Annotated in this window: 15 protein-coding genes; 6 read left to right on the forward strand and 9 right to left on the reverse strand. The window is 58.0% G+C overall.

Annotation, left to right across the window (positions count from 1 at the left end):
• The coding region (locus BJL95_RS02215) for a DEAD/DEAH box helicase (RefSeq protein WP_139306090.1) at positions 1 to 1,240 on the reverse strand (1,240 nt) is incomplete at its 3' end.
• Positions 1,241 to 1,391: 151 nt separating this feature from the next.
• On the opposite strand from BJL95_RS02215, the gene BJL95_RS02220 reads away from it, so the two are divergent.
• The gene (locus BJL95_RS02220; protein ID WP_071155148.1) at positions 1,392 to 1,754 is read left to right on the forward strand and encodes a PilZ domain-containing protein; all 363 of its coding nucleotides are present in this window, start codon (positions 1,392 to 1,394) and stop codon (positions 1,752 to 1,754) included.
• Positions 1,755 to 1,777: 23 nt separating this feature from the next.
• Here the strand turns inward: BJL95_RS02220 and rapA are convergent, their stop codons facing one another.
• Positions 1,778 to 4,543: an RNA polymerase-associated protein RapA gene (rapA, locus tag BJL95_RS02225; protein WP_071155150.1), complete on the reverse strand. Its 2,766-nt coding sequence runs from the start codon at positions 4,541 to 4,543 to the stop codon at positions 1,778 to 1,780.
• A 178-nt stretch (positions 4,544 to 4,721) separates the two neighbouring features.
• Here rapA and BJL95_RS02230 point away from each other — a divergent pair, with 178 nt between their 5' ends.
• The gene (locus BJL95_RS02230; RefSeq protein WP_064031026.1) at positions 4,722 to 5,159 is read left to right on the forward strand and encodes an NUDIX hydrolase; all 438 of its coding nucleotides are present in this window, start codon (positions 4,722 to 4,724) and stop codon (positions 5,157 to 5,159) included.
• 48 nt (positions 5,160 to 5,207) lie between these two features.
• Here BJL95_RS02230 and dapB read toward each other — a convergent pair whose 3' ends face one another.
• The 5 genes from dapB to hrcA all read right to left on the reverse strand — a co-directional run bounded on the left by dapB (position 5,208) and on the right by hrcA (position 11,009).
• The gene (gene dapB / locus BJL95_RS02235; protein WP_348637055.1) at positions 5,208 to 6,020 is read right to left on the reverse strand and encodes a 4-hydroxy-tetrahydrodipicolinate reductase; all 813 of its coding nucleotides are present in this window, start codon (positions 6,018 to 6,020) and stop codon (positions 5,208 to 5,210) included.
• Entirely contained in the window at positions 6,017 to 7,156 is a 1,140-nt protein-coding gene (gene dnaJ, locus BJL95_RS02240) for a molecular chaperone DnaJ (protein ID WP_071155152.1), read from the reverse strand. The genes dapB and dnaJ overlap by 4 nt, the downstream gene beginning before the upstream one ends.
• Before the next feature lie 125 nt (positions 7,157 to 7,281).
• Positions 7,282 to 9,210 carry a molecular chaperone DnaK gene (gene dnaK / locus BJL95_RS02245; RefSeq protein ID WP_071155154.1) on the reverse strand — a complete coding sequence of 643 codons (1,929 nt, stop codon included), beginning with the start codon at positions 9,208 to 9,210 and terminating at the stop codon, positions 7,282 to 7,284.
• 71 nt (positions 9,211 to 9,281) lie between these two features.
• Positions 9,282 to 9,917 (reverse strand): nucleotide exchange factor GrpE, encoded by a 636-nt coding sequence (gene grpE, locus BJL95_RS02250; RefSeq protein ID WP_071155156.1) that lies wholly within the window; start codon positions 9,915 to 9,917, stop codon positions 9,282 to 9,284.
• A 51-nt stretch (positions 9,918 to 9,968) separates the two neighbouring features.
• Positions 9,969 to 11,009, reverse strand: coding sequence for a heat-inducible transcriptional repressor HrcA (gene hrcA / locus BJL95_RS02255; protein ID WP_064024382.1), 1,041 nt, complete (start codon positions 11,007 to 11,009; stop codon positions 9,969 to 9,971).
• Between the two features lie 357 nt (positions 11,010 to 11,366).
• Between hrcA and BJL95_RS02260 the strand changes: the two genes are divergently transcribed.
• Both BJL95_RS02260 and recN read left to right on the forward strand, forming a co-directional pair.
• On the forward strand, positions 11,367 to 12,254 hold the full coding sequence (locus BJL95_RS02260; RefSeq protein ID WP_071155158.1) for an NAD(+) kinase: 888 nt from the start codon (positions 11,367 to 11,369) through the stop codon (positions 12,252 to 12,254).
• 1 nt (position 12,255) lies between these two features.
• On the forward strand, positions 12,256 to 13,935 hold the full coding sequence (gene recN, locus BJL95_RS02265) for a DNA repair protein RecN (RefSeq protein ID WP_064024376.1): 1,680 nt from the start codon (positions 12,256 to 12,258) through the stop codon (positions 13,933 to 13,935).
• A 10-nt stretch (positions 13,936 to 13,945) separates the two neighbouring features.
• Here the strand turns inward: recN and BJL95_RS02270 are convergent, their stop codons facing one another.
• Together BJL95_RS02270 and BJL95_RS02275 are read right to left on the reverse strand one after the other, a co-directional pair.
• Complete coding sequence (locus tag BJL95_RS02270; RefSeq protein WP_071155160.1) at positions 13,946 to 14,848, reverse strand: DMT family transporter; 903 nt, start codon at positions 14,846 to 14,848, stop codon at positions 13,946 to 13,948.
• A 208-nt stretch (positions 14,849 to 15,056) separates the two neighbouring features.
• Positions 15,057 to 16,664: a methyl-accepting chemotaxis protein gene (locus BJL95_RS02275; RefSeq protein ID WP_064024372.1), complete on the reverse strand. Its 1,608-nt coding sequence runs from the start codon at positions 16,662 to 16,664 to the stop codon at positions 15,057 to 15,059.
• Positions 16,665 to 16,917: 253 nt separating this feature from the next.
• Here BJL95_RS02275 and BJL95_RS02280 point away from each other — a divergent pair, with 253 nt between their 5' ends.
• Both BJL95_RS02280 and BJL95_RS02285 read left to right on the forward strand, forming a co-directional pair.
• Positions 16,918 to 19,440 carry a DUF2339 domain-containing protein gene (locus tag BJL95_RS02280; RefSeq protein ID WP_071155162.1) on the forward strand — a complete coding sequence of 841 codons (2,523 nt, stop codon included), beginning with the start codon at positions 16,918 to 16,920 and terminating at the stop codon, positions 19,438 to 19,440.
• On the forward strand, positions 19,437 to 20,789 hold the full coding sequence (locus tag BJL95_RS02285) for a DUF3999 family protein (RefSeq protein ID WP_071155164.1): 1,353 nt from the start codon (positions 19,437 to 19,439) through the stop codon (positions 20,787 to 20,789). Before BJL95_RS02280 ends, BJL95_RS02285 begins: the two co-directional genes overlap by 4 nt.
• Position 20,790: the final 1 nt, after the last annotated feature.

The following is a 20,790-nucleotide window of genomic DNA, read 5'->3' on the forward strand; positions in this document are numbered from 1 at the left end:
GAGCACGTTCGCCCGGACGGTCGCCGGGCCGAGCTTGCGACCGAGGTTTAGCCGCTGCCTTAGGCTTGGCCTTGGGCTGAGACTTGGCGGAAACCGGTTCCAGCGACACTTTTTCGTAGCCTGTATCGGCAACCCGCGGAATCGACTTTTTCAGGAGTTTTTCGATTGCCGCCAACAATTGCGCTTCTTCAGCATCGACCAACGAGATTGCCTGCCCTTCCGCGCCGGCCCGGCCAGTGCGTCCGATGCGATGCACATAGTCCTCGGCGACTTGCGGTAGATCGTAATTGACAACATGCGGCAACTGGTCGATATCAAGCCCGCGTGCGGCGATGTCGGTCGCCACCAGTGCCGTGATCGCACCGCTTTTAAAATCGTCCAGCGCGCGGGTCCTGGCTCCCTGGCTCTTGTCGCCGTGCAAGGCCGCGCAGCGTATGCCATCCTTGATCAGCTGCTTGCACAAGCGATCCGCGCCGTGCTTGGTACGCACGAAAACCAGCACCTGCTGCCACCGGCCGTCGCCGATCAGATGCGCCAGCAATTCGCGCTTGGACTCGCGCTTGATACCGTAGACCAACTGCGACACGGTTTCCGCCGCCGAATTGCGTTTGGCAACGGCAATCTCGACCGGGTCGCTCAACAATTGTTCGGCCAGCGTGCTGATCTCCGGCGAATACGTTGCCGAAAACAACAGATTCTGGCGCCGTGCCGGCAATAATTGGATAATTTTGCGGATGTCGCGGATAAACCCCATATCCAGCATCCGGTCGGCTTCGTCGAGCACGAAATACTCGATTTGCGACAGGTCCGCATAGCCTTGCTGGATCAAATCCAACAAGCGGCCGGGAGTCGCAACCACGATATCGGTTCCGCGCTGCAATTTTTGGATTTGCGGCTTGCTGCTGACGCCCCCGAAAATCGCTTCCGCAAAAAACGGCAGATGCTTACCGTAAGAGCAAACGCTCTCGTAGACCTGCAGCGCCAGTTCGCGGGTCGGCGTTAGGATCAACACCCGAATAGGTCGGGGCTTTTTCCTCACAGGCGCTTGTTGCAGCAATTGCAACAAAGGCAGTGTAAAGCCCGCGGTTTTGCCGGTGCCGGTCTGAGCACCGGCCAGCACGTCCCGCCCCTGCAATATCACCGGGATCGCTTGCTCCTGAATCGGAGTAGGCGTTTCGTAACCTTGTTCGGCAACGGCTCTAAGAATTTGCTCGGAAAGACCGAGTTCTGAAAATAGCATGGATTAACCTTATGTTGTTTCCGTCATATAATTCGGGAAAATTTGGAAAAAATTCGGGACATGACAACCGTGTCCAAAATACGGCTATATTTATTCTGAAATTTTATGACCCGAGGAAGGACGCCCTTCATCATTCCGCAGGAGCCAAACGATGAAACCCGAGAAGCGCAATCACCTTAGAGTAAGACCTAGAGGCCTGCAGGCAGGTATCGTTTTCAACCCCACGACAGCCAAGGAGCTGGCGTTCGAGGCCGATATCCTCGATATTAGCTACAGCGGCATTCGCGTCCGGCTTCGCAAGCCGCTGGCGGACGATATAGTCGGCAAAATCAAGATCACGATGATATTGCCGGAATCCGGCACGCCGTTCAGCGTGCACGGCGTTATCAAGCATCAGCACAGCGAATCCGAATGCGGCCTGCATTACATCGACCACGTCGAGGGGTCGATAGACGATCTGATGTTCGAGTGCGTCGAACTTGACGAAAGTACCGTGTTGATCAAAACCAATTAAAACACCGTCCGGCGCGATCCGGCTCAAGCGGTAATCACGAAACGAACCGCATCCAGACGCAATTGCGCGTCCTGTATGCTCTCGTGCGATAACATCGTCATTTCCTTGAGTTGTTCGATCTCGGCATCCTTGATCGCCGGATTGACTTTTTTCAGCCTGACCATCCGCTTGATTTCACCGGTCAATGCCGCCACCATTCGATTGGTGGCTTCGCCAATCAATTGCTGGGCCTTGCCGCCAGCGGCTTGTTCCGCTACTTTGATCATCTCCTGAATATGCTGGCGTTGGCTATTCAAAAACTGACTGATTTGGGCCTTCTCGAACTTATCGCCGGTTTCGATCAGACTGTCATGGCTGACCGACGCCGTTAGATCCATCTTGTTTTGGTCTATCAACACCCGAATCGGCGTATGCGGCAAAAACCGGCCAATTTGCAGTTCGGCCGGCGCACTACACTCGAGTACGAACAGCAATTCCAACAAAAATTGGCCGGCCTTCAATTGCGCCTGCCTGACCACGCTGACCGCGGCATTGCCCGTCTCGCTAGACAACACCAAATCCATCGCCGCCAAAACCATCGGATGTTCGGCGGTCAGAAACAACATGTCCTCGCGCGCCAACGCAATATCCCGAGCCACCGTTACGGTCAAGCCGTCGTCCTGCAACATCGGAAAATGCGAAATGCGCAGATTTTCGCTGGGCCGCAGGATATGGCAAGCCTTGGAGTGGTACTCGACGTCGACGCCGTAGCAATCGAAAATATCCTCCAGATAAGGCCACAAACTGCCATCGGATTCGCTGGCGTGAATGGCTTCGACCAATTGCCGAGCGGGCTCCGGACGGCAGGAGTTCAGTTCCAGCAACAAATCGCGGCCCTTCTGCAATTCCGCTTCGAGGCGCGCATTCAGCTGGCGAGTTTCTTCTATCAATGCGTCAACCGCCGCTCGCTCGCGACTGGCCAACGCCACCGACAACGGCTCGCTCAAGGCTTTGGCCACCTGCGACGCCGCCGAAACGTTATGTCGAAACGCGTCCAAACCTTCGTCGTACCAGCGAAACAACACCTCGCGCGGACTGCCGACCACGTAGGGAATGTGAATCTGTATCACATGCTTTTGGCCGATCCTATCCAGTCGGCCGATACGCTGTTGCAGCAAATCGGGGTTTTCCGGCAAATCGAACAGAAACAGATGCCGCACGAATTGAAAGTTGCGCCCCTCGCTGCCGATCTCCGAACACAACAGAACCTGCGCCCGACTGTCTTCATCGGCAAAGAATGCCGCCGCTCGGTCCCGCTCGACGATACTCATGCCCTCGTGAAATACCGCCGCGGTATGTCCCACGTGATGTCGCAGTATTTGCTCCAGCTGGATCACGGTGTCGGCTCGCCGGCAAATCAGCAACGCCTTCTCGTCGCCGAGGGTCTTCAAGGTGTCAATCAGCCAAAACAGATAGGGACTGTCGGCGAGTTCGGCGGTGTCCTCGCCGAAAAGCGGATAACCATGGCGTTCCCGATCCGGAAAACCTTTGACCGTATGCCGGGAGTTTCTGAACAAGATCCGACCCGTGCCGTGGTGATCCAACAGCAACTTGATCAATTCCTCCCGCGCGCCGACATTACTGTTGTTGACTTGCTTCAGCCATGCTTCGGCATTGTCGTGTTTCAACAACTCGCCTAACTCGACTTGCTCTGCCTCGTTTAACGGCTCACCGGAAATCAGCCGATTCGCCAACTGCGCCACCGGCTCGAATTGCTTTTCGTCTTGCAGATATTGCGCAAAGCTGTAGAAGCGATCGGGATCGAGCAATCTCAAGCGGGCGAAATGGCTCTCCTTGCCCAATTGCTCCGGCGTGGCGGTCAACAACACCAAGCCCGGCACCGCTTGCGCCAACTGCTCGACGAAACGGTACTCGACGCTGGGGGCGATCTCGCTCCATTCCAAATGATGTGCCTCGTCGACGACGACCATATCCCAGCCGGCCGCCAACGCTTGTGGCTGGCGATCGGGAAAGTCAGCGAAAAACTGTTGGCTGCACAGTATCAATTGCTCGTTTTGAAACGGATTGCCGTCGTCGTTGAACGACATGCAACGGGTTTCGTCGAACAGGCTGAAACGCAGATTGAAGCGCCGCAACATTTCAACCAACCATTGGTACATCAGGCTTTCGGGTACCAAAATCAAAACTCGTTCGCTCAAACCGTTAATCAGACGGTGTTGAATGATCAAGCCGGCTTCTATGGTTTTCCCTAAACCGACTTCATCCGCCAGCATAATGCGCGGCGCCGCGCGGTTAGCGGCCTGATGCGCGATATACAATTGATGGGGAATCAGCGCGGCGCGCGCGCCTTGCAGCCCCTTGACCGCCGATTGTTGATGGCGTTGCTGGCGCCGCCAGGTTTCGTAGCGCAGCAAATACCAGGCGGTCGGGTCGAACTGGCCGGTGAACAATCGATCTTGCGGCTTGTTGAATTGAATATGGTGGTTGAGTTCCATCTCGTCAATTTGCTGCAATCCCCCGTCTTCGTCGACACCGATATAGGTCAACAGTCCGGCGTGCTCGTCCACTTGCTGTACGCTGATCTTGACGTATTCCACCGATTCGACGGTATCGCCTTCCGCGAACCTGACCCGCGTCAGCGGAGCGTTGTCGCGCGCGTAAACCCGCCGATCGCCGGTCGCCAGGAAAAGCACCGTGACGCGATTGTATTCGGCTTCCAATACCATGCCTAAGCCGAGCTCAGATTCGGTGTTGCTAATCCAGCGTTGGCCGGGAATAAATTCGTTCATTGATTTAGTTGTCTGTCTGTTATGCCGACCGTACGACCATCGCCGATAGCCTCTGGTTTTTCCACTTTACGTCCGGTATCGGTATCGATCCAACGACTCCGTCGGTTTCCGAAAAATGGGGAAAACATGGTTAAATCCGCCCAACAAGCTCCCCCTCACTCGAAAACAGGACACTGTGATGCCCAAACCGATTACGCCTTTGATTGCAGCCGATATTCTGATCGAACTGATCGACCACCCGCAGCGTCCCTTCGTGTTGATCGAACGCAAATATCCGCCTTACGGCTGGGCTGTGCCGGGTGGCTTTGTCGATGTCGGTGAAACGGTTGAACATGCCGCGGTTAGGGAAGCAGCGGAGGAAACCGGTCTTGACGTTCGTCTGACTGCATTGCTTGGCATTTATTCCAATCCGCAGCGCGATCCGCGCAACCACACCGCGACGGCAGTTTACATCGCGGAAGCCCACGGCTCGCCAACAGCGGCCGACGACGCCAAGAATTGCGGTTTGTTTACCTTTGACAATTTGCCGCCGGTTTTGGCCTTCGATCACGCATTGGTCATAGCCGACTACCGTCATTATAAACTGACCGGAGAAATAGCGCCGCTAAGAATATAAGTGGACGCTGATTCGAGTGCGTGGTCCGCAGGGCGCGTTCGAGAAAACTCAGTTTTTCAAACCCAGTACGTCCTGCATATCGTAAAGACCGCTGGATTTGTCGGCCAGCCAAATAGCGGCGCGCACCGCGCCGTTGGCGAAGGTCATCCGGCTGCTGGCTTTGTGGGTGATTTCGACGCGTTCACCTTCGTCGGCAAACATCACGGTGTGCTCGCCGACGATATCGCCGGCCCGTATCGTCGAAAATCCAATGGTTTTACGATCGCGGGCACCGGTCTCGCCTTCCCGTCCGTAAACGGCGCAGTCCTTTAAGTCCCGGCCCAGCGCCGCCGCGACGACTTCGCCCATCCGTAACGCGGTACCGGACGGGGCATCGATCTTGTGCCGGTGGTGGGCTTCGATGACTTCGATGTCGGTGTAATCGCCCATCACTTTCGCGGTCGTTTCCAGCAACTTCAACGACAGATTGACGCCGACACTGAAATTGGGCGCCATCACGATTGCGATGTCCCGCGCGGCCTCTGCGATTGCCGCTTTTTGGCTCTCGCTGAACCCGGTGGTACCGATGACGAGTTTTTTCCCGGCTTGCCGGCAGACGTCCAGATAGGCCATCGTCGCATCCGGCCGGGTAAAATCGATCAGCGCGTCGAAACAATCCACGACCGCCGCCAAATCGTCGCCGACCGGCACGCCGGCCGGCGAAACGCCGGCCAAATCGCCGGCATCCTTGCCTATCGCCAAACTGTCCGGCCGCGAAATCGCGACAGTCAATTCGGCTTGCGGCGCGGCTAACGCCGCTTTCAACAAACACAATCCCATGCGCCCGGAAGCACCCACCACGCCGATACGCATCGCCATCATCCCGTCAACTTGTCGAAAAAGCTTTTCACACCGTCCATCCAGCTATGTTCCTGCGGACTATGTTGTTTACCGCCACCACTGAGGGAGACTTGCAGTTGCTCGATCAGAGCCTGCTGATCCTTGGTCAAGCGCACCGGCGTTTCGATCTGTACCCGGCACAACAAGTCGCCGATGGCTCCGCCACGTACAGGCTTGACACCCTTGCCGCGCAATCGAAACATTTTGCCGGTCTGGGTTTCCGGCGGGATTTTCAGCATCACCTTGCCGTCCAGGGTCGGCACTTCCAACTCGCCGCCCAAGCACGCGGTCGGAAAGCTGATGGGCACTTCGCAATAGAGATTCGCACCGTCGCGGGTAAAGATCGGATGCTCCTTAACCTGAACCTGAACGTATAAATCACCGGACGGACCGCCGTTGATACCGGCTTCGCCCTCGCCGGCCAAGCGAATCCGGTCGCCGGTATCGACGCCGGCCGGCACCTTGACCGACAGCGTTTTGGTTTCCTGAATACGGCCTTGCCCGTAGCATTTCGGACAAGGGTCCTTGATTTGCTTGCCGGTACCGTGACAGGTCGGACAGGTTTGCTGCACCGAGAAAAAGCCTTGTTGCATCCGCACTTGGCCATGACCGTGGCAAGTCGAACAGGTGACCGGGCTGCTGCCCTTCTTGGCGCCGCTGCCGTTACATTCGCCGCAGGCGACCAGCACCGGCACCTTGACGGTCGCTTCGGTACCGCCGACGGCTTCTTCCAGCGTCAACTCCAGGTTATAACGCAGATCCGCGCCGCGCTGGACGCTACTGCGCTGCCGTCCGCCACCACCGCCGAATATGTCGCCGAACACATCGCCGAAAATATCGCTAAAGCTTTCCGCCCCGCTGAAACCGCCGCGGCCGCCGCCCATCGACGGATCGACGCCGGCATGACCAAACTGATCGTAGGCCGCCCGTTTTTTCGAATCGGACAATATCTCGTAGGCCTCCTTGATTTGCTTGAATTTCTTCTCGGCGTCTTCCGGATTGTCCTTGTTGCGGTCGGGATGATACTTCATCGCCATTTTGCGATAGCTCTTTTTGATCTCGGCTTCGCTGGCGTTACGATCGACTTCCAACAGTTTGTAAAAATCTTCTTTTGCCATAACGTAGAAAACCGCCGGCGTTTACCAGCGGTTATTTAGTGTGTTGAATGAATGGAACGATGAGGGTGATTAACACCTTTCACCCTGACTCTCTCCGTTAACGGCGAGAGGCTCCCCGGTGAGGATTATTTTTTGTCGTCCTTCACTTCCTCGAACTCGGCATCGACCACATTGTGGTCTTCGGCTTGCTGGCCGCTAGCCGCATGGGCTTCGCCGGCAGCGGCGTCCGCTCCGCCTTTTTGGGCGTAAACCCGTTCGGCCAGTTTACCCGAAAGCTCGGTCAGCGCGGCGGTTTTGGCTTCGATAGCGTCCTTGTCGTCGCCTTTCAACACGCCCTGCAAGTCGCTGATGGCCGCTTCGATCGCCGATTTTTCGTCGCCGGTAACTTGGTCGCCCAATTCCTTCAACGACTTTTCGGTCGCGTGGATCATGCCTTCCGCCGAGTTACGCGCCGAAACCAGTTCTTTCAGCTTGCGGTCTTCGTCGGCGTGCGCTTCGGCGTCCTTGATCATGCGCTCGACTTCGGCATCCGACAAGCCGCTGGACGCCTTGATCACAATGGATTGCTTCTTGCCAGTGGCTTTATCCTTGGCCGACACGTTCAGGATACCGTTGGCGTCGATGTCGAACGACACTTCGATTTGCGGAATACCGCGCGGCGCGGGCGGAATGTCCTGCAAATCGAAACGGCCCAGCGATTTGTTGCCTGACGCCATTTCCCGCTCGCCCTGCAACACATGCACGGTGACCGCGGTTTGACTGTCTTCGGCGGTCGAGAATACTTGCGAAGCATTGGTTGGGATCGTGGTGTTTTTCTCGATCAGTTTGGTCATCACCCCGCCCAGGGTTTCGATACCCAACGACAATGGCGTGACGTCCAGCAGCAACACGTCCTTGACGTCGCCGCCCAATACGCCGGCTTGAATCGCCGCACCCAGCGCTACCGCTTCGTCAGGGTTGACGTCTTTGCGCGGCTCTTTGCCGAACAATTCTTTAACGAAGGCCTGCACTTTCGGCATCCGAGTTTGACCACCCACCAAAATCACGTCGTTGATTTTCGAGGTCGAAATGCCGGCATCTTTAATCGCTTGCAAGCAAGGACCTTTGGTGCGCTCGATCAGTTCGTCAACCAGCGATTCCAGTTTGGCGCGGGTCAGTTTGACGTTCAAGTGCTTCGGACCGGACGCATCGGCCGTGATATACGGCAGGTTGATGTCGGTTTGCTCGGCGGAAGACAACTCGATTTTCGCTTTCTCCGCAGATTCTTTTAGACGTTGCAGCGCCAATGGATCGTTGTGCAAATCGATGCCGGTGTCTTTTTTAAATTCCCCGGCCAGGAAATCGATGATGCGCAAGTCGAAGTCTTCACCGCCCAGGAAGGTGTCGCCGTTGGTGGCCAATACTTCGAACTGGTGCTCACCTTCGATTTCGGCGATTTCGATGATGGAAATATCGAAGGTACCGCCACCCAAGTCGTAGACCGCGATGGTGGTATCGCCTTTGGGTTTGTCCATGCCGAACGCCAACGCCGCCGCAGTCGGCTCGTTGATGATGCGTTTCACGTCCAGACCGGCGATCCGGCCGGCGTCTTTAGTCGCTTGGCGTTGCGAATCGTTGAAGTAAGCCGGTACGGTAATCACGGCTTCGGTGACTTCTTCGCCCAGGAAGGCTTCGGCATCTTTTTTTAACTTCATCAACACGCGGGAAGACACTTCCGGCGGCGCCATTTTTTTACCGTGGCACTCGACCCAAGCGTCGCCATTGTTGGCTTCCATAATTTTGTAAGGCACCATCTTGATGTCTTTCTGTACCGCGTCTTCTTTGAAACGGCGGCCGATCAAACGCTTGATCGCAAACAAGGTGTTTTCAGGATTGGTCACCGCCTGACGTTTGGCGGACTGACCGACCAACACTTCGTTGTCGCCGGTGAAGGCGATGATGGACGGCGTGGTGCGGGCACCTTCGCTATTTTCGATAACCCGCGCGGTGCCGTTTTCCAGGACCGCGACGCAGGAGTTGGTGGTTCCTAGGTCGATTCCGATGATTTTAGCCATTGAGATTCTCCAGACTTGAATTAGGTATTAGTTAAAAAGTTATTTGCGATATGCGGTTGATCAATGAAATTTCAAGCCTGTTCGTCAACTTTCGCGCTGTCGGCGGGTTTGTCCTCGGCCTTGGCCACCACCACCATCGCGGGGCGCAGCAAACGGCCGTTTAAGATATAGCCTTTTTGAAACACGTTCAAAACCGTATTGGGTTCGGCGCTGGCGCTGGGCTGCATCGCCATGGCTTGATGCAATTCGGGATTGAACGCTTGCCCGGTCGGATCGAGGACTTCGATATTGAATTTGGCGAACACCGATTCGAATTGCTTAATGGTCAGCACGCTGCCTTCGCGCAATTTAGCCACTTCCGGACTATCGGCGGTCGCCGCCTGCACGCCAAGCTCGAGACTGTCCAACACGCTAAGCAATTCCTTGGCGAACTTGGCCAAGCCGTATTTACGCTCGTCGTCCAAATCCTTTTGTACGCGTTTTTTCAGATTTTCCATGTCGGCCTGCACGCGCAAAGCCTTGTCCAGATTCGCGGCGGCTTGTTGTTGGGCTTGCTCCAGTTGTTGCCGCAGGCTTTCGATGCTGACTTCGCCGGCCTCGGTTGCCTCGGCAACAACGTCTTCGCCGGCTTCTTTGGTCTGCTCCAGCACCTCGGCGATCAATTCGGCGTCGGATTGCTGTTCGTGACTCGATTGCTGATGGCTCATTTGGGACTCCGTGGTTCTTAAAATATTAGGTCGGCCTTACGATAAGGGCGATTATTTGGGATTCAAGGCCGCGCCCAATATTTTTGCCGTCACGTCGACGAACGGAATCACTTTTTCGTACGCCATCCGGGTTGGGCCGATCACTCCCAACACGCCAACCACCTCGTCGTTGACCGAATAAGGCGCCGTGACCAAGCTGCAATGGTCGAATGCACTGTAGCCGGACTCTTCGCCGATAAAAATCTGCACGCCGTCGGCCAACAGGCATTGATCCAGCAAATGGATCACGCCGCGCTTTTGGCTGAACGCCTCGAACAGCTGTTTTAGACGGTCCATGTCGGACAATTCGGAAAAGCCCATCAGATTGGTTTCGCCGCTCAACACGTAATCGTCGTTGGGTTGTTGGGCGAACGTCAGTTGCGCCATGCTGACCGCGTCTATCATGCCTTGATTGACGCGCTGCTGATCCTGCTCCATCTCCCGCAACACTTGCTCGCGGATCTTGGCCAGACTGAGGCCGGCGTAAACCGAATTCAAGTAATTGGCGGCCTGTTGCAGTTCGGCCGGGCTAAATTGACGCTGGGTATGGATGATTTTGTTATGAACTTCCTCGCCGTCGGTGACAAAAATCACCAGTACGCGCATGCTGGACATCGGCAGGAATTCGATATGTCGCAACGTGACCATCTCACGGCGCGGCAGGGTGACGACACCAGCCATATGGGTCATATCCGACAGCAGCCTGGAGGCCTTACTCAGCACGTCGCCGGTTTTGTCCGCATCGGCCAGCAAGCCGCTTTGCAATTGATCCAGGTCGCTGGACGCCAGCGGCTTGACCGTCAACAGACTATCGACAAACAAACGGTATCCGGCCACGGTCGGTACCCGGCCCGCCGAGGTGTGCGGCGAATGGATCAAGCCCATTTCCTCGAGATCGGCCATGACGTTGCGAATGCTGGCCGGACTGAGCTTAAGCAGCGGATCCTTGGACAATACCCGCGAGCCGACCGGCTGACCGTCTTGTATATAACGCTCAACCAAGGCCTTCAGCAAATACGCCGATCTTTCGTTTAAATCCGGTCCGCTAGCCACATTGACACCCTAGAAAATTCGTTAGCACTCCAACGTAACGAGTGCCAGAGGGGAAAGCTAACAGGTGCCCGGAGCCTTGTCAATCCGCCTAAAATCCGTGCGAACCCAAGCCTGTCGGGGATCTCGAGCATTCGCAATGCCGATGGATAGCGTCCGATTTCAGACATTGGCCAGACGCCCGGTCGCGGCACGGCCCATTACCTGGCAACAAATTCAGGGTGTTAACGACACCGAACCGCACGGAATTTGGCCGACGCCGATATTCCGGCCGCGCCCGCGACGCCGAGCGCGAAGCTTCGCTAGTGCCTGCTCGAATTGTTTGTATAATCCCAAGCATTTTTGAATCCCGGCTCAGACATGCCTTCACCCTTTCAACGCATCGGCATCATCGGTAAATTCGGCGATCCGGGTATCGCCGCCACGCTCAGCGAGCTCTACCGCTTTTTGCTGCAGCGCGGTCACTCGGTGACCACCGATAGCCGAAGCGCCGAGCTAATCGAAGCCGAAGGCGTCGTCGGCATGCACATCAACCGGCTGCCGGAATGCTGCGATCTGCTGATCGCGGTCGGCGGCGACGGCACGTTCCTGACCGCCGCCCGCGCCGCCGCCGATTTCGACACTCCGCTGCTCGGCGTCAACCTCGGCCGACTGGGATTTCTGGTGGACATTTCTCCGGACCAGTTGCTGAGCCGCCTGGCGCAAATCCTCGACGGCCGCTACCAGACCGAACAGCGTCATTTGTTACAGGCCGCCATCATCCGCGACGGCGAACTCATCCATCGCCAGACCGCGGTCAACGAGGTCGTCGTGCATCGTTGGGTCACGCCGAGCATGATCGAAATCGTCACCAGCATCGACGGCGTGTTCCTGAACACCCAGCGTTCCGACGGCCTGATCGTCGCGACACCGACCGGTTCGACCGCCTATGCGCTGTCGGCCGGCGGACCGATTCTGCATCCAACCCTAAATGCACTGGTACTGGTCCCGCTGAATCCGCACATGCTGTCCAATCGCTCCATCGTCATCGACGACAAGGCCACGATCGAGATCCGTTTCAGCCAGACCAAGCAAATCAACGCGCTGGTCACCTGCGATCATTTAGAAATCCCGGACGTGCGCATTAACGACACGATCGTCATTCGAAAAGCCGACAAACCGATTAACATTCTGCACCCGGAAGACCACGATTTCTTCCACATTCTGCGAAGCAAACTGAACTGGAGCGGCGGTTATTCCGCCAAATGACATGCTGTTGAACCTGAACATTCTCGATCTGGCCGTGGTCGACAAACTGGACCTGGACCTGGAACCCGGTATGTCGGTGCTGACCGGCGAAACCGGGGCCGGCAAATCGATATTGCTGACCGCGCTGGGCTTGGCGTTGGGCGATCGCGCCGATTCCGGCTACGTGCGCCCCGGCAGCAAGCGCGCCGAAATCAACATCGAATTCGATCTATCCAAGGCGCCGCTGGTTAGCCAATGGCTGATCGACCACGAATTGGACGACGACGGCCAATGCCTGGTCCGTCGCACCGTTAGCGAAGACGGCCGCTCCAAGGCCTATATCAACAACCGGCCGGTCAATCTGCAAACACTGCAAACGTTAAGCCGGCAATTGGTCGAGATCCACGGCCAACACGCCCATTTGACGCTGCTCGATGCCGACGAACAGCGTCTGCTGCTGGACGGATTCGCCGACCACGCCGAATTGCTCAACGATCTGAACGCCTGCCAACAAAACTGGCGGCTAGCCCATAAAGAACTGCAACAACTACAAAAATCCGGCAGTGACCAAGCCGAACGCGAGGAGCTGCTGCGTTATCAGCTAGAAGAGTTGCAGCAACTGGATCTGGAAAATTTCGATTATCAGGCCCTGGCCGACGAGCACAACAAACTGGCTAACCTGGGTAGAATTTTGGGCGTCGGTCAACAACAGCTCGACATCCTCTACGACAACGACCAGCAATCGGTCGCCGACATGCTGGGTCACGTGATCCACTCGGTCGGCGAATTAAGCCAATACGCCGCCGAATTGAACGGCATCGTCGAATTGCTGAGCGACGCCGAAATCCAGATCGGCGAAGCCACCCAACAACTGCGGCGCTTCCTGGAGAATCAGGAAGCCGATCCCGGCCAACTGAGCTGGCTGGAAAACCAGATTGGCGTGATTCAACGCCTGAGCCGCAAACACAAGGTACCAGCCGAGGAATTACCGGCGCTGGCCGAGCAATTCGCGCTGGAGTTGAACAATCTCAGCCATAGCGGCGAGCGCATCGAAGTTCTGCAAGCCGATTGCGAGCGTCTGCTGGCGCAATACCGCGAATTGGCGACGGCATTATCCGCCAGCCGGCGCCGGGCCGGCGACGAGTTGCAGCACCGCATTTCCGACGCAATCAAGGAATTGGGCCTGCCGCACGGCGAGTTCCTGGTCAAGCTCGACCGGGAGGATGGCAACGAGCCGCAACGCAACGGCCTGGATCGGATCGAGTTTCTGATCAGCACCAATCCGGGCTTGCCCGCCAAACCCTTGGCCAAGGTGGCGTCGGGCGGCGAGCTGTCGCGGATCAGCCTGGCGATACAAGTCACGACCAGCACCGATAAAACCACGCCGACGATGATCTTCGACGAGGTCGATTCCGGCATCGGCGGCGGCATCGCCGAGATCGTCGGGCAAAAGCTGCGCCGGCTGAGTTTGAACCGGCAAGTGCTGTGCGTCACGCACTTGCCGCAAGTCGCTTCGCAAGCCCATCAGCATTTATTCGTCGCCAAAAACCAAAATGCTGCGGTCACCTCGTCGACGGTTCGCAAACTCCGCGAGGACGAACGGGTCGCGGAGGTGGCGCGAATGCTGGGCGGCGTGACTATCACCGAAAACACCTTGGCGCACGCCCGAGAAATGCTGAGCCTGGGCGGCGGCGAAGCCTAATCGGCGGGCATCAACGCATCGACAAACTCAGTACGCCCATTAACACCAGAGCTGCCCCGCCGACCTGCCATAGCGTCATCGGTTCGCCGAGGAATACCGCCGCCATCAGCAACGTCGAAACCGGCCCTATCGTGCCGACCAGCGAGGCATGGCCCGAACCGATCCGGCGGATCGCCGCCGACAGCATGAACACCGGCAACACCGTCGAGACGATCGCCATCGCCAGACTCAACTGGTATACCGGCATCGGCAACAGCAAGGCCTCCGGCGGATGCGTCAACACGAACTGCAAGATCGACGCCGCGCACGCAACCAACATCGCGTACGCGGTAAAGCGCATCGCGCCCAAGCGGGCGATGGCCTGGCCCGCGCCCAGCAAGTACAGCGCATAGCTGACCGTGCCGGCAAACACGTAAGCGGCCCCCAACCACAATGTATCGCCGCCCCCATCCAACTCGCCGACGAACACCAGTGCGATCCCGCTATAACTCAGCAAGACCGCCGTCAGTTCCCGGAACCCGAACGGCTTTTTCAACCACAGTGCCGACATCGCCAACACCAAGGTGGGGTACAAGAACAAAATCAAGCGTTCCAGACCGGCGGAGATATATTGCAAACCGGTGAAATCGAGCAGACTGGACAGGTAATAGCCAAGCAAACCGAGCACGCCCACGACCCAATAATCCCGAGCCGTCAGGGACGGCCGCGCGGCGGGTCCGCGTTGCTGAAACGCGACGATCAGGAAAAACGGCACCGAAAACGCCATCCGCAACGCCAATAACGTCACGGCATCGACGGCTTGCACATAGGCCAGCTTGACCAATATCGTCTTGGCGGAAAAGCCGATCGCGGCCAAGGCCGCCAGGCCGTAACCGATCAGGGTTTGAGTGGAGGTGGTGCTAAGGGACTTCATTAGGGCTCCTGTGCTGGTGCGAGCCCTAGGCAAATGACAAAGCCACCGCGGTCGAGCCCGCGGTGGTTTGAACTGATATTAGAACAACGCAAACACCACGGCCGTGAGCAAAGCCCATAGCCATGACTTGTTTGCAAAACGTGACGAAAAAAAACGACTCATGGGGCGACTATAAGCCGGACCGGCCAAAACTGTCAAACGTAGCGCGTTAACGGCGGAATTTACCGACCAATTCATTCAACTGCACGGCCAGTTGCACCAACTCGCGGCTGGCGTCGCTGGTTTGCGCGGCATCTTGCGAAGTGCGATCGGTCAAGCCGCCAATGTTGCCGATGCTTTGACCGACATGTTGCGCGACACGGCTTTGATTGTCGGCCACCAAGGCCATTTGCGAATTCAACGAGCGAATCTGAGTCACCCGCTCGGCAATCGCGCTTAAACCTAGATCGGCGCTTTGGACTTGTTCGCGGCGTTGCTCGGCGCTAGTTTTGGCTTTATCCATCACCGTCACCGCCTCCTTGGCCTCGCGCTGCAATTGGTCGATGATTTTCTCGATCTCTTCGGTCGCCTGATGCGAGCGGGTCGCCAGCGTTCTGACCTCGTCGGCCACTACCGCGAAGCCCCGGCCTTGTTCGCCGGCCCTAGCCGCCTCGATCGCGGCGTTCAGCGCCAGCAAGTTCGTTTGTTCGGCCAAGCCCTTGATCACGTCCAACACCGCGCCGACGCCGTTGCTTTTTTGGTCCAGGCGCTTGATGACTTCCGAGGCCCGCTCGATTTCGCTGACCAGCACATAGATGCCGTCGATGGCGTTTTTGGTGGTTTCCGCGCCCTGGGCGGCTTGCTGGTCGGCCTCGACCGAAGCCCGCGCCGCACCGTCAGCGCCGTGCCGCACATCCCTCACCGATTCCTCCAGTTCGTGGATCGCCTGAATGACGTTTTCGGTTTCCCTCTGCTGCTGACTGGCCGCCTGCGAGGTTTGCCTCGATACAGTGGCGATGCGATCAGTGGCGTCGGTCAGTAAACGGCTGACGTCAGACACCCGGTTCAAACTCGCCGCGAAATTAGCCAACATCGAGTTAAACGAGGTGCTGACCTGGCCGATTTCATCGCCGCTGTCGACCGGCAAGCGCGCGGTCAAATCCGAATGGCGAGCGATGGCATCGACGGTGTCGCGCATCGTCACCAGCGGGTTGACGACGATGCGCCGCATCAGAATATTGACCAGCAACAAGCCGGCGGCGAACATCGCCAACGAAATCGCCGATCCGGCGATCAGATCTTGGTTAATTTGGTCGTCCAGGCTCGCCAGCGAATAGGATACCCGCACCGCGCCCAACACCTCGCCTTCCTTGACCGGATGGCAGGTCAGGCAATTGGTGCCGCGAAAATTGCTGCTGGCCAGTATCGGCTCGACCACGGTCACCCAACGCCCGTTGGCGTCGTTGCCGTGGCGTATCAGCGCTTCACCGCTCAGACCGCGCCGATCGAGTTCGTCGACGACCGCTTGCTCGGGCTTGCCTTTACCGTGCAACTCGACGATCCCGTTGCCGCGAATCAGGCGCACCTCGCTGACGCCGGGATGCGACAAGGCCTTTTCCCGCAACACTTCGACCTGAGACATCGAGCCGGTCAGCATCAGGGTGTTGATACCGTCGAAATAGCCGGCGGCGATATTTTTAGCTTTGTCGGTTGCCAGCGCCTGCACCATATCTTTCTGGCGGCCGGCCATGAACACGTTACTGACCAACATCAACACGACAAACACGCTGGCGATGCTGAGCAGAATTTTTGATTGGATAGTAGTTTGACTGTTCATAGTTCTGGGCCGCTTAACATTCCTTGGAAATTTATCACGAGTCATCGGCACCGCGCGGGGAAACCTGAACGACCCATGCGAAAAATTGCGTTCCTGGTCATTTTTCCGCCGGTCTCCGCAATCAGGTGGCAACGACCACTCCAGCGGCCGCCCGGTCATTTTTCATAAATATGCTAAGGTTGCGAAACGGCTCGAAACCGGCCCTGCCGGCCACGGCCTCCGCTCGCTTTAACTATAGACCGGGAGTCCCACCTTGGACGATATTTTCGAACTGCTCGCCGTGGTTGCGGTCGTCGTGCCGATCGTCGTAATCGTACTGCTGGTTCTACTGCTCAACCGGCAACGCGAAATCAACCGGGAAATCAAGGATTCGCTCGCCGACCTGCACGCCGCTTTGCGCGAGGACCGCAAACTGCTGCTGACGTTGACGGAACGTGTCGGCACCGAGTGTCCGGCCGCCGCGCCAGCCAGTTTCGACGCGCAAACGCCGGCGCGGGAGCAGATCTTGTTCGAACCCCGCGCCGCATCGGTGGAGACGACGGCCCCCGAACCCAGCCGAGCGGAACCGGCCGACACCGAACCGACGGCGAGCACACCCGCTCCCAACGACGCTTGGCAAACCGCCGGCTGGCAAGTCGCCGAACCGAGCCGTTTCGAATTGGCGGCAAGGCAAGCACTCCAACAAATCTGGAACTGGATCGTGGTTGGCGAGGGCCACCGTCCGCACGGCGTTTCGATCGAATACGCGGTCGCCAGCAACTGGTTGCTGCGCATCGGCGTCCTGATCCTGGTCACCGGCATCGGCTTTTTTCTGAAATATTCGATCGATAACGGCTTGCTCGGCGAACAGGCGCGGGTCGCGCTCAGCGTCTTGACCGGACTGGCGATGATCGTCGGCGGCGTGCGCCTAGTCGGCGGCCAGTACCATTTGTTCAGCCAGGGCTTGTTGGGCGGCGGCATAGCGGTGCTGTATTTCAGCGTGTTCGCCGCTTACGCCTTTTACCACCTGCTCGGCGCCTATCCGGCCTTCGGCTTGATGTTGACGGTTACCGCCAGCGCCGCCGCGTTGGCGATCCGGTTGGACGCGATGCTGGTGGCGATCTTCGCCATCATCGGCGGCTATTGCACGCCGATTTTGCTGTCCACCGGTCAAGTGAATTTCGTCGGCTTGTTCAGCTATATGCTGTTGCTGGGCGGCGGAGTTCTGGCGGTGAACTGGTACAAGCATTGGCATGTACTGAATTTTCTCGGCTTCGCCTTCAACTATCTGCTGTTTTTCGCGGCGATGCAACGCTACGAGTCCGGCTACTTTTGGCAAGTGCTGCCGTTTCTGACCGGATTTTTCGTGTTGTATTCGACGACGGTGTTTTTGTTTTGCCTGGTCAATCGGCAACGCTCGACGCTGCTGGACTTGGTCGCGCTGGCGGTCAACGCGGCGATCTATTTCGGCACCGCTTACGAGTTGATCGCCGCCGAATACGGGCAAATCTGGACCGCATTGCCGTGCCTCGCCCTGTCGGCATTCTATGTCGGCCACGTGTATTACTGCTTGGCCCGCCGCATCGAGGATAGAGAATTGGTGGTCGGGTTTATCGGCTTGGCGGCGTTCTTTCTGAGCGTGGCGGTGCCGTTAATCTTGTCCAAGCAATGGATCACCGTCAGTTGGTCGTTGCAAGCACTGGTGATGATTTGGATGGCCGGCAAAGTGCGTAGCGCGTTTTTACGCCAAACCGCCTACCTGCTGTATTTGCTGGTCGTCGCCCGCTACGCTTTCATCGATTTGCCCGGCCAATACGCGGACGGGGCGACTGGGGACGCCGCGCCGGGCGAATTCTGGTTCGGGCTGATAGAACGCCTGGTCAGCTTCGGCGTCCCGATACTGTCGATGGCGCTGGCCTATACACTGATCGAAAAACCGGCACCGGCGACCGAATTGGCTTGTTCGCCGGCCCAGGACGTGCCGGTCTGGCTGAAGGACGGCGGCGTCTTGGCCGTCATCGCACTGATCGTTGTAGCCCTGGTATTCGTCACGCTGCAATTGGAACTCTACCGCAGCCTGGCCTACTTGTATCCGCCATTGCAAGCGCCGGCATTGACGCTGGTCTGGCTAGGCTTGGGCGCGCTACTGCTGAATCGCTACATGACCGGCTCCGGCCAGCTCATGTTAGCCGGCCTGCGTTGGCTGCTGATCGGCCTGGCGATCAAACTGGCGTTTTTCGATTTGCCTTCCTGGGGCCTGACGCTGGGTCACGCCGCGATCGGCGACAGTTTGCTGACTTTGCATTACGGCGGCACTTACCGCTTCGAATCGGCGCTGATGCGGCTGCTCGACTTCGGCGCGATTATCCTGTTTCTGGCCCTGGCTTTCCGCCGGCTGGAAGGCGACGAAGGCAGCGCCGCCGACGTGCGCCGCTGGCTGGGCACGGCGGCGCTGGTATTGTTGTTCGCGTTTCTCAGCCTGGAAACCAATTCGCTGTTGCTGCATTATTTGCCCGGCTTGCGCTCCGGCGGCGTGACGATTCTATGGTCGCTGTTCGCGTTGACTTCGGTCTACCATGGCATCCGCCGCGAAGTCGCCGCACTGCGCTTGGCCGGTTTGGTCTTGTTTGCGATCGTGGCCTGGAAAGTGTTTTTCGTCGATCTGGCCCGCCTGGAACAAATCTACCGGATCGTCGCCTTCATCGTACTGGGCATGCTGGTGCTGGGCGGCGCGTTTTTCTACATGCGCTACCGGCAAAACTTCGCCGCTAACGCCGAGACCGAGAGCAAACGATGAGTCCCCGTAACGCCTTTTTAGTCTGCTGGCTGTCGCTGTCCGCCCCGGTGGGCGCGACCGAATTCAGCCGCCCCGTCCAGCAAGCGCCCGGTAACGGTCAGGCGCTGTTGGCCGTGGAATTGGACAGCCAAATCTACGCCGCCAGCGCCGCCGACTTCGGCGATCTGCGTCTGCTCGACGGCCAAGGCGTCGAGACACCGTTTCTGTTGCGCCCGGCCGCCGCGACCAAAACGGTCCGTAGCCGCCGCCCCAGCCTCGGCCAGATCACCGCGCTGCAAACCGCTGGCGACAGCCTGAGCTTCGAAGTCCACCTCGCCGACAACGCCGAACCTGCCGACGGCTTGACGCTGGTCACCGCTCAACACGATTTCGAGTACGAACTCACGGTGCAAGGCTCGAACGACGGCGAACACTGGCGAACGCTGACCGAGCACGCGGCGGTTTACGATTACTCCCGGCACTTGGCGATCGCCAATCTCGATGTGTCCTTGCCCGCCAACGGGGACCGCTATTTCAAAATCCTGGTCGGCAAGACCGGCCAAACCCGGATCGCGGAAATCACGGCGCTGACCCGGCGTATGCAAGGCCACGAGGAATTGGAACGCAGCGAAACGCAAACCCTGTATCGGGAGCCACTACATATCGAGCGGATCGAGTTCTGGCATCTGCGCTCGGAAAGCCGCGCCGAGGCCGAAACCGTCGTCGACTATCCGTTGCCGGACTTTCAGGTACACGAAGACGCCGAGCGACGCGCCACCCTAATCGACATCGACAGCCGCAAACTGCCGCTGACCGGGCTGCGGCTGGACGTCGCCACGCCCAGCTTTCAACGCGATGTCGAACTGCAGACGCCTCGAACCGGCGGCGGTGAATCGGCTTGGCAAACCCTAAGCAGCGGGCAACTGCGGGCCTTGCGTTTCGGTGACATCCAACAAGCCGAGACCCGGATCGACTTTCCGGAACAACGCGGCGAGCGATATCGCTTGGTGATTCACAATCAAGACAATCCGCCACTGCAAATCACCGCGCTGACCGGACTGGGCAAAAACTATCGCTTGTTGTTTATCGCCAACCCCAATAGCGCGTATCGCCTGACTTACGGAAACGCCGGCCTGGCGCCAGCCCGGTACGACACCGCCGCGATCGGCGAATTGCTGCGGCAAGGTATCGTCCCGACGCCGGCCAACTTGGGCGAGGCGCTCGCAACTGGCCAGACTGGCGCCGACAATTCCCTGAGAAACTTGCTGAACAGCCGAGCATTTCTGCTCGGCGCGATCGCGTTGGTGGTGCCGATATTGGCCTGGAGCCTTTACCGGGCCGGCAAGCGGCTCGGCGACTTGCCGAAATAAA

Origin of the sequence: Methylomonas sp. LWB, from assembly GCF_001856095.1 — a bacterium.
Taxonomy (GTDB): domain Bacteria; phylum Pseudomonadota; class Gammaproteobacteria; order Methylococcales; family Methylomonadaceae; genus Methylomonas; species Methylomonas koyamae_A.